This window comes from Arthrobacter sp. NPDC057013 (assembly GCF_042674585.1).
In the GTDB taxonomy this organism is placed as follows: Bacteria; Actinomycetota; Actinomycetes; order Actinomycetales; family Micrococcaceae; genus Arthrobacter.
Genome location: NZ_JBHUSE010000001.1, coordinates 674,841 through 682,222, shown reverse-complemented (window position 1 = coordinate 682,222; position 7,382 = coordinate 674,841). Strand labels below are relative to the sequence as shown.

Sequence of the window (7,382 nt, the reverse complement as noted above, 5' to 3'; positions counted from 1 at the left end):
GCGTGGCGACGAAGTCGACACGAAAGGGCCTGCCCCAATCTCTAGTGGTCGAAGAAGACCAGGCTGGAGTTGATGAGCTCTGCGATGACCTCTGCGTCGTAGGCCCGGCGCAGCGATTCCCGGAAGGATTCCTTGGACAGGGACCGCGCCAGCGTGGCGAGCACTTCGAGGTGGTCAGAGAAGGAACTCGCGGGCGTAGCGATGAGCAGGACCACCGTGGCAGGACCGTCGGAGGCGCCGAAGTCCAGCGCCTTGCCGTACTTGGTGATGCCGACGGCGATCGAGGTTTCGGAGACGAACTCGCTGCGGGCGTGCGGCAGGCCCACTCCCCCGGGCAGGCCGGTGGCCAGCTGGTGCTCACGGGCGTTGACGTGCGCCAGGAAGCCCTCGAGGTCGGAGACACGGCCGGCGTCGAACAGCTTCCGGGCCAGCTGGCTGGCCGCGTCCACCTTGTCCTCGGCCTCCATTTCGAGGATCACCATGTCAGGTGTGGTGAGTTCCGCGTCGTAACGGTCCAGTGGTTCCGCCAAGTGGTGTCCCTTCAGTGGGGCCGGGGCCCTGTCCGGCGGCAGGTCGCGAGCTCAGCGCAGCGGGACGATATCCTCCGCACCCAGCCGGGCAGCATCCGCTGACTCGTCATCGGGCTGCTGCTGACTCAGCCGTTCGGCCTCCACCCGCGCAAGGTAATGCTTGATTTCGCTTTCCCGCTGCGCATCGCTCCAGCCAAGAATTTCTCCCATAAGCTTAGCGACTACCGGGACGGCAGACACACCGCGGTCCCACGCCTCAATGGAAATCCGGGTACGCCTGGTCAGGACGTCGTGCACGTGCCGGGCGCCTTCGTGGGTTGCCGCGTAGACCGCCTCGGCCTGCAGGTAGTCGTCAGCGCCGGGCAGCGGTTCGGCCAGCTCGGGCCGGTCCTGAATGATGGCCAGCACCTCCGAGGCCATGGAACCGTAGCGGTTCAGCAGGTGCTCCACGCGCGCCACGTGCACCCCGGACTCCTCGGCGGTCCGGTTGCGGCGGTTCCAGGCGGCCTTGAACCCGCTGGCCCCCAGGAGCGGGATGGTCTCGGTGCAGCTCGGCGGCACGCGCTCGTCCATGCTGCGGACAGCCTCGTCCACGGCGTCCTTGGCCATGACACGGTAGGTGGTCCACTTACCGCCGGCCACCACCACCAGGCCGGGCACCGGATGCGCTACAACATGCTCGCGGGAGAGCTTGGCGGTGGAGTCGCTTTCCCCCGCCAGCAGCGGCCGCAGCCCGGCATAGACACCCTCCACGTCCTCCCTGGTGAGCGGCCGTTTCAGGACCTTGTTGACGTGTTCCAGGAGGTAGTCGATGTCCTTGCTGGACGCCGCAGGGTGGGCCTTGTCCAGGTGCCAGTCGGTGTCCGTTGTGCCGATGATCCAGTGCCGCCCCCACGGGATGACGAACAGCACGGACTTCTCTGTCCGCAGGATCAGTCCGACCGTTGACTGGAAGCGGTCCCGCGGCACCACCAGGTGGATGCCCTTGGACGCGCGCACCTTCAGCTGGCCGCGCTCGGTGACCATGGCCTGGGTTTCGTCGGTCCATACCCCGGTGGCGTTAATGACCTGCTTGGCCCTGATGTTGAAGGTGGAGTTATCCTCGCGGTTGACCACCTTGGCGCCCACCACGCGCTCGCCCTCGCGCAGGAAGTCGACGACGGCGGTCTGGTTGACCGCGTGTGCGCCGTAGTACGCGGCGGTGCGGACCAGGTTGGCCACATACTTGGCGTCGTCCACCTGGCCGTCGTAATAGCGGATGGATCCGACGAAGGCGTCGTCCTTAAGGCTCGGGGCGGCGCGCAGGGTGCCCCGGCGCGAGAGGTGCTTGTGGAACGGCACGCCGCGCTTGTGGCCGCCGGAGATGGACATCACGTCGTACAGTGCGATGCCCGCGCCGATATACGGCCGCTCGACGAAGTGCTTGGTCAGCGGGTACAGGAACGGCACCGGCCGGGCCAGGTGCGGCGCCAGCTCGGACAGCAGCAGCCCCCGTTCCTGGAGTGCCTCCTTCACGAGTGCGAAGTCGAGCATTTCCAGGTAACGGAGGCCGCCGTGGATGAGCTTGGAGGACCGCGAGGATGTCCCGGCGGCCCAGTCGCTGGCTTCCACGATGCCGACGTCCAGGCCTCGGGTCACGGCGTCGAGGGCCACCCCGGTGCCGACGATGCCGCCGCCGACGATGAGGATGTCCAGTTCCTTGCCCGGCTCCGCCGAAGCCTTCAGCGCGGCGAGTGCAGCCTCCCGCGCCTCAGGCCCCAGAGCGCCTTTGGTCGCCGCCGGACGTTCATCGAAACCGGTCATGACAGGCCTCCATCCTCATGGAACGTTGTAGTTCACCAGAGTACTTCGTACGTCAGCCGATGGGCAGGGCGCGGACAGTGTTGCCTGTTGCCGCAGGTCAGTTTCCTTGGTAGGGGGAAACCACGACGTCGACCCGCTGGAACTCCTTGAGGTCCGAGTAGCCGGTGGTGGCCATGGAACGGCGGAGCGCGCCGATGAGGTTCGAGGTTCCGTTGGTGTGGTGGCCCGGCCCGAAGAGCACCTCTTCCAGCGGACCGACAGTTCCGATGTTGACCCTGTCGCCGCGCGGCAGTTCCAGGTGGTGGGCTTCCTGGCCCCAGTGCCAGCCCTTTCCGGGGGCTTCCTCTGCCCGGGCGAGGGCGGTGCCGAGCATGACGGCGTCAGCGCCCATGGCGATGGCCTTGACGATGTCACCTGAGGTGCCCATGCCGCCGTCGGCGATCACGTGGACGTAGCGTCCGCCGGACTCGTCCATGTAGTCGCGGCGGGCGGCGGCGACGTCGGAGATGGCGGAGGCCATGGGCGAGTGGATGCCCAGGGCACGGCGTGTGGTGGTGGTGGCACCGCCGCCGAATCCCACCAGAACGCCGGCCGCACCGGTGCGCATGAGGTGCAGGGCGGGCGTGTAGCCGGCGGCACCGCCCACGATGACGGGAACGTCGAGTTCATAGATGAACTGCTTGAGGTTCAGCGGTTCGTGGTCCTTCGAGACGTGCTCGGCCGAAACCGTGGTTCCGCGGATCACAAAGATGTCGACGCCGGCAGCCACCACGGTCTTGTAGTGTTCCTGGGTGCGCTGCGGGGTCAGGGACCCGGCCACGGTGATGCCGGCGGCACGGATTTCGGCCAGCCGGGACGTGATCAGTTCGGGCTGGATCGGGGCCTGGTAGAGCTCCTGCATCCGCCGCGTGACGGCAGGGCTGTTGGTTTCATCGGCGAGCGAGCCGATCTCGTCCAGCACGGGCTGCGGGTCCTCGTACCGGGTCCACAGGCCCTCGAGGTCGAGGACGCCCAGTCCGCCGAGCTTGCCGAGCGTGATGGCCGTCGCCGGGGACATGGCCGAGTCCATGGGTGCCGCGATGACCGGCATGTCGAACTTGTAGGCATCGATCTGCCACGAGACGGAGACGTCCTTGGGGTCACGGGTGCGACGGTTGGGGACGATCGCAATGTCGTCCAGGGAGTAGGCACGACGCCCACGCTTGCCACGGCCAATCTCAATCTCGTAAGTCACTGCTCTAGGTTATCCCAGCGGAACGCCTGTCCGAGGACCGGGACACCGGGAGGCGTGCCCGGCCAAGCCCGGGTCCTGACCGCCGTGGCGGAGGTCAGATCCCGCCGGCCTCTGGGCCCACGCCAGCAGGGTTCCCTGGCTGGGAAGCCGATTCGGCGAGGGCCCCGGCCTGAGCTTGCGAAGGCAGGGAGCCGGATTGGACTTGCGAGGCTAGGGGGCTGGTGGGGACACTGAGCTGGGATTCGAACATCCGGAAGTACCGCCCGCGGAGGGCCACGAGTTCCCGGTGCGTGCCCTGCTCCACGATCCGGCCGTCCTCCAGCATGTACACGATGTCCGCCTTTTCGATGGTGGCGAGCCGGTGGCTGATGGCGATGATGGTGCTGCCGCGCTCGGCGAAGAGCCGCGTGAAGATGCGGTGCTCCGCCAGCGCATCGATGGCGGAGGTGGGCTCGTCCATGACCATGAAGGAGGCGTTCCGGTAGAAGTTACGCGCCATGGCCAGCCGCTGCCACTGCCCGCCGCTCAGCCCGCTCCCCTTCCGGCCGCGCGGATCCTCCATCCAGTTGCTGACGTGGTTGTCCAGGCCGTTGGGCAGCTTGTTGATGAACTCCAGGGCCTCTGCGTCCGCGGCGGCCATGGCGATCCGCCCATCGTCGCGGGGTGAGTCGACGTCGCCGAAGAGGATGTTTTCCGCCGCGGTGGCGAACTCGTACTTGAGAAACTCCTGGCTCAGCACCGCCAGATGGCGGTGCCAGGAGGTGACGTCGACGGCGGCGAGGTCCACGCCGTCGAGCAACACCTGGCCGGAGTCCGGACGGTAAAGCCCGGCCAGGATGCGGATCAGCGTGGACTTCCCGGCGCCGTTCTCCCCCACGATGGCTATGTGCTGCCCCTCACTGATGGTCATGCTGATCCCACGGATCACTTCGATGTCACTGCCCGTATAGGTGAAGCGGATGTCCCGCAGCTCAACCGTCCTGGGCGCCTCCAGCAGCGGCGGTGCATGGCTGGAATGCACGGGCAGCGCCATGAACAGCTCGTAGTCCTTGAGGTTGGCCAGGTCCTCGTCGATCGAGCTAAGTGAGGACACCAGGCTGTTCGCCGTGGACAGCGCCCGGCTGACGATCTGCTGGACGTAGAGGAACTGCCCCACGGGCTGGGCCCTGGCAATGATCTGGCCCACCACCCAGATGAGCGAGACAACCTCCGCCGCGTATTGCAGGGCATCCGCGGCCAGCTGCCTGGGCATGTACCGCTTCTGGAAGTCCAGCCTGCGCTTCTCGTCGGCGTCGCGGAGCCGGGAGCGAAGGTCCATTAGGTACCGGACGATCCCGTACAGGCGCATCTCGGCGATGTGCTGCGGGCGGAGCAGGTTGGTCTCGATCATGCGCCGCTGCCGGCGTGAATCCACCTGTGTGTTCCAGTGCGCGATCTGCTCGCGGGACAGCTTGAACTGCAGGTACACGCTGGGAACGATCGCGACCAGCACGATCACGGCGATCCACCAGCTCACCAGCAGCAGCGCGCCGATGGCCAGAATCACCGATACGAGCTGTGTGAAGATGGCCGCGATCCGGTCCAGGACCCTGGCATAGGAGTCGGAGAACCGCTTGGCGCGGTCGTAAAGATCTACGGTTTCCTTGTCGTCGTACCGCCAGAAGTCCAGCGCAAGGAACCGCTCGTACATCAGGTCGCCCACGATGGCGCCGACCCGGAAGCTCATGACCTGCTGGATGTAGCGGTCCAGGCTGCCGAAGGCACCCCAGAACAGGCCCAGCGCGGCGGTAATGATGACGTAGACGATGGCCTGCTGCCCGGCTGCAGCATCCCCGCTGTAGGCAGCCGCCAACGCGGTGGTGGTCAGGCCGGCGAAGTACGTGGTCACCAGCGGCAGTACCGCGGAGATCAGCGAGCCGGCCACTTTCATGAGCACGGCACCCGGCGAGGCGCGGAAACTGACGCGCAGCACCTGGGCCACGGCACGGGCATAGGGTTTCAGTGCCAGCCGCCGCTGGGGCTCCCTGTTCGGGTTCAGTTCGGCGGGATGGCGTGGTTGGGACATGGCAACAGCCTAGCCCCGCAGACGACGACGGGCCGCCGGGAGTGATCCCGGCGGCCCGTCGGCGGGATGGGCCCACGCCCGCCGGGTTCCCTGGCCGTGGAGCCGCTCCGGCGAGGGCCCCGGCCCGAGCTTGCGAGGGCAGGGAGCCGGAGCGGACGTGCGAGGTTAGGGACTAGCGTGAACCGTAGTTCGGCGCCTCGACCGTCATCTGGATGTCGTGCGGGTGCGATTCCTTCAGGCCGGCCGGGGTGATCCGGACGAACTTGCCGCGGGCCTTCAGCTCGGGGATGGTCGGGGAACCCACGTAGAACATGGTCTGGCGGAGGCCGCCCACCAGCTGGTAAGCCACCGAGGCCAGCGGGCCGCGGTAGGCCACGCGGCCTTCGATGCCCTCGGGGATGAGCTTGTCATCGCCGGAGACGTCGGCCTGGAAGTAGCGGTCCTTCGAGTACGACGTGTTCTTGCCGCGTGACTGCATGGCGCCGAGGGAGCCCATGCCGCGGTAGCTCTTGAACTGCTTGCCGTTGACGAAGATCAGTTCACCCGGGGACTCGTCACAGCCGGCCAGCAGGGAGCCGAGCATCACGGTGTCGGCGCCGGCAACCAGCGCCTTGCCGATGTCGCCCGAGTACTGCAGGCCGCCGTCGGCGATCAGCGGTACCCCGGCCGGAATGGCGGCCTTGGCCGATTCGTAGATGGCGGTGATCTGCGGAACGCCCACACCGGCCACCACGCGGGTGGTGCAGATGGAGCCCGGGCCGACGCCCACCTTGATGCCGTCGGCACCGGCGTCGATCAGCGCCTGGGCGCCCTCGCGGGTGGCAGCCTGGCCGCCGATGATGTCCACGTGCGCGGCAACCGGATCGGACTTGAGGCGGCGGATCATGTCCAGCACACCCTGCGAGTGGCCGTTGGCGGTGTCAACGAAGAGGGCGTCAACGCCGGCGTCCACCAGCTTCATGGCGCGCTCCCAGCCGTCACCGAAGAAACCGATGGCGGCACCGACGCGCAGCCGGCCCTCGTCGTCCTTGGTGGCCAGCGGGTACTGCTCGGCCTTGGTGAAGTCCTTGGTGGTGATGAGGCCCTTCAGGCGGCCCTGGTCATCCACCAGCGGAAGCTTCTCGATCTTGTTCGTGGCCAGCTTGTGTGAGGCCTCGTCGCGGCTGATGCCAACGTGGCCGGTGACCAGCGGCATCTTGGTCATGACGTCGCTGACCAGGCGGATCGGGAAGTCGGATTCCGGCACGAAACGGGTATCGCGGTTGGTGACGATGCCGAGGAGCCGGTTGCCGTCGTCGACCACGGGGAGGCCGGAGACGCGGTAACGGGCGCACAGCTCGTCGAGTTCCTGCAGCGTGGCCTCGGGGCCAATGGTGAGCGGGTTGGTGATCATGCCCGACTCGCTGCGCTTGACGCGGTCCACCTGGTCGGCCTGGTCGTCGATCGCGAGGTTGCGGTGGACCACGCCGAGGCCGCCCTGGCGTGCCATGGCGATGGCCATGCGGGATTCGGTGACGGTGTCCATGGCCGCGGACAGCAGCGGCGTCTGGACGGTGATCCGCTTGGAGATCCGGGACGACGTGTCGGCCTCGGAGGGGATCACGTCGGTGTGGCCGGGGAGCAGCAGGACGTCGTCGTACGTCAGGCCGATGAAGCCGAAGGGGTCGTGCTCGGGCTGGGTCATGAGTGCGCCTCTTACCTTGGTTTACAGGTTCACGGGTAGGGGTTGCAGCCGATGACCAGCCCGTCA

The 7,382-nt window shown here is 67.2% G+C and carries 5 protein-coding genes; all 5 read right to left on the bottom strand.

Features of this window, described 5'->3' with window-relative positions:
* Positions 1-41: 41 nt before the first annotated feature.
* The 5 genes from ACFTSA_RS03185 to guaB all read right to left on the bottom strand — a co-directional run bounded on the left by ACFTSA_RS03185 (position 42) and on the right by guaB (position 7,316).
* The gene (locus ACFTSA_RS03185) at positions 42-530 is read right to left on the bottom strand and encodes a PTS sugar transporter subunit IIA (protein WP_377949562.1); all 489 of its coding nucleotides are present in this window, start codon (positions 528-530) and stop codon (positions 42-44) included.
* A 51-nt stretch (positions 531-581) separates the two neighbouring features.
* A complete protein-coding gene (locus tag ACFTSA_RS03180; protein ID WP_377949561.1) occupies positions 582-2,333 on the bottom strand; it encodes a glycerol-3-phosphate dehydrogenase/oxidase in 1,752 nt (583 codons plus the stop codon).
* A 97-nt stretch (positions 2,334-2,430) separates the two neighbouring features.
* Positions 2,431-3,567 carry a GuaB3 family IMP dehydrogenase-related protein gene (locus ACFTSA_RS03175; protein WP_377949560.1) on the bottom strand — a complete coding sequence of 379 codons (1,137 nt, stop codon included), beginning with the start codon at positions 3,565-3,567 and terminating at the stop codon, positions 2,431-2,433.
* 94 nt (positions 3,568-3,661) lie between these two features.
* On the bottom strand, positions 3,662-5,632 hold the full coding sequence (locus ACFTSA_RS03170) for an ABC transporter ATP-binding protein (protein ID WP_377949559.1): 1,971 nt from the start codon (positions 5,630-5,632) through the stop codon (positions 3,662-3,664).
* Positions 5,633-5,804: 172 nt separating this feature from the next.
* Positions 5,805-7,316 carry an IMP dehydrogenase gene (guaB, locus tag ACFTSA_RS03165; protein WP_377949557.1) on the bottom strand — a complete coding sequence of 504 codons (1,512 nt, stop codon included), beginning with the start codon at positions 7,314-7,316 and terminating at the stop codon, positions 5,805-5,807.
* Positions 7,317-7,382 lie beyond the last annotated feature (66 nt).

Excerpts from the sequence above, each read along its gene's own strand:
- ACFTSA_RS03180 (WP_377949561.1), bottom strand. The coding sequence starts at position 2,333 with ATGACCGGTTTCGATGAACGTCCGGCGGCGACCAAAGGCGCTCTGGGG.
- ACFTSA_RS03170 (WP_377949559.1), bottom strand. The coding sequence starts at position 5,632 with ATGTCCCAACCACGCCATCCCGCCGAACTGAACCCGAACAGGGAGCCC.
- guaB (WP_377949557.1), bottom strand. The coding sequence starts at position 7,316 with ATGACCCAGCCCGAGCACGACCCCTTCGGCTTCATCGGCCTGACGTAC.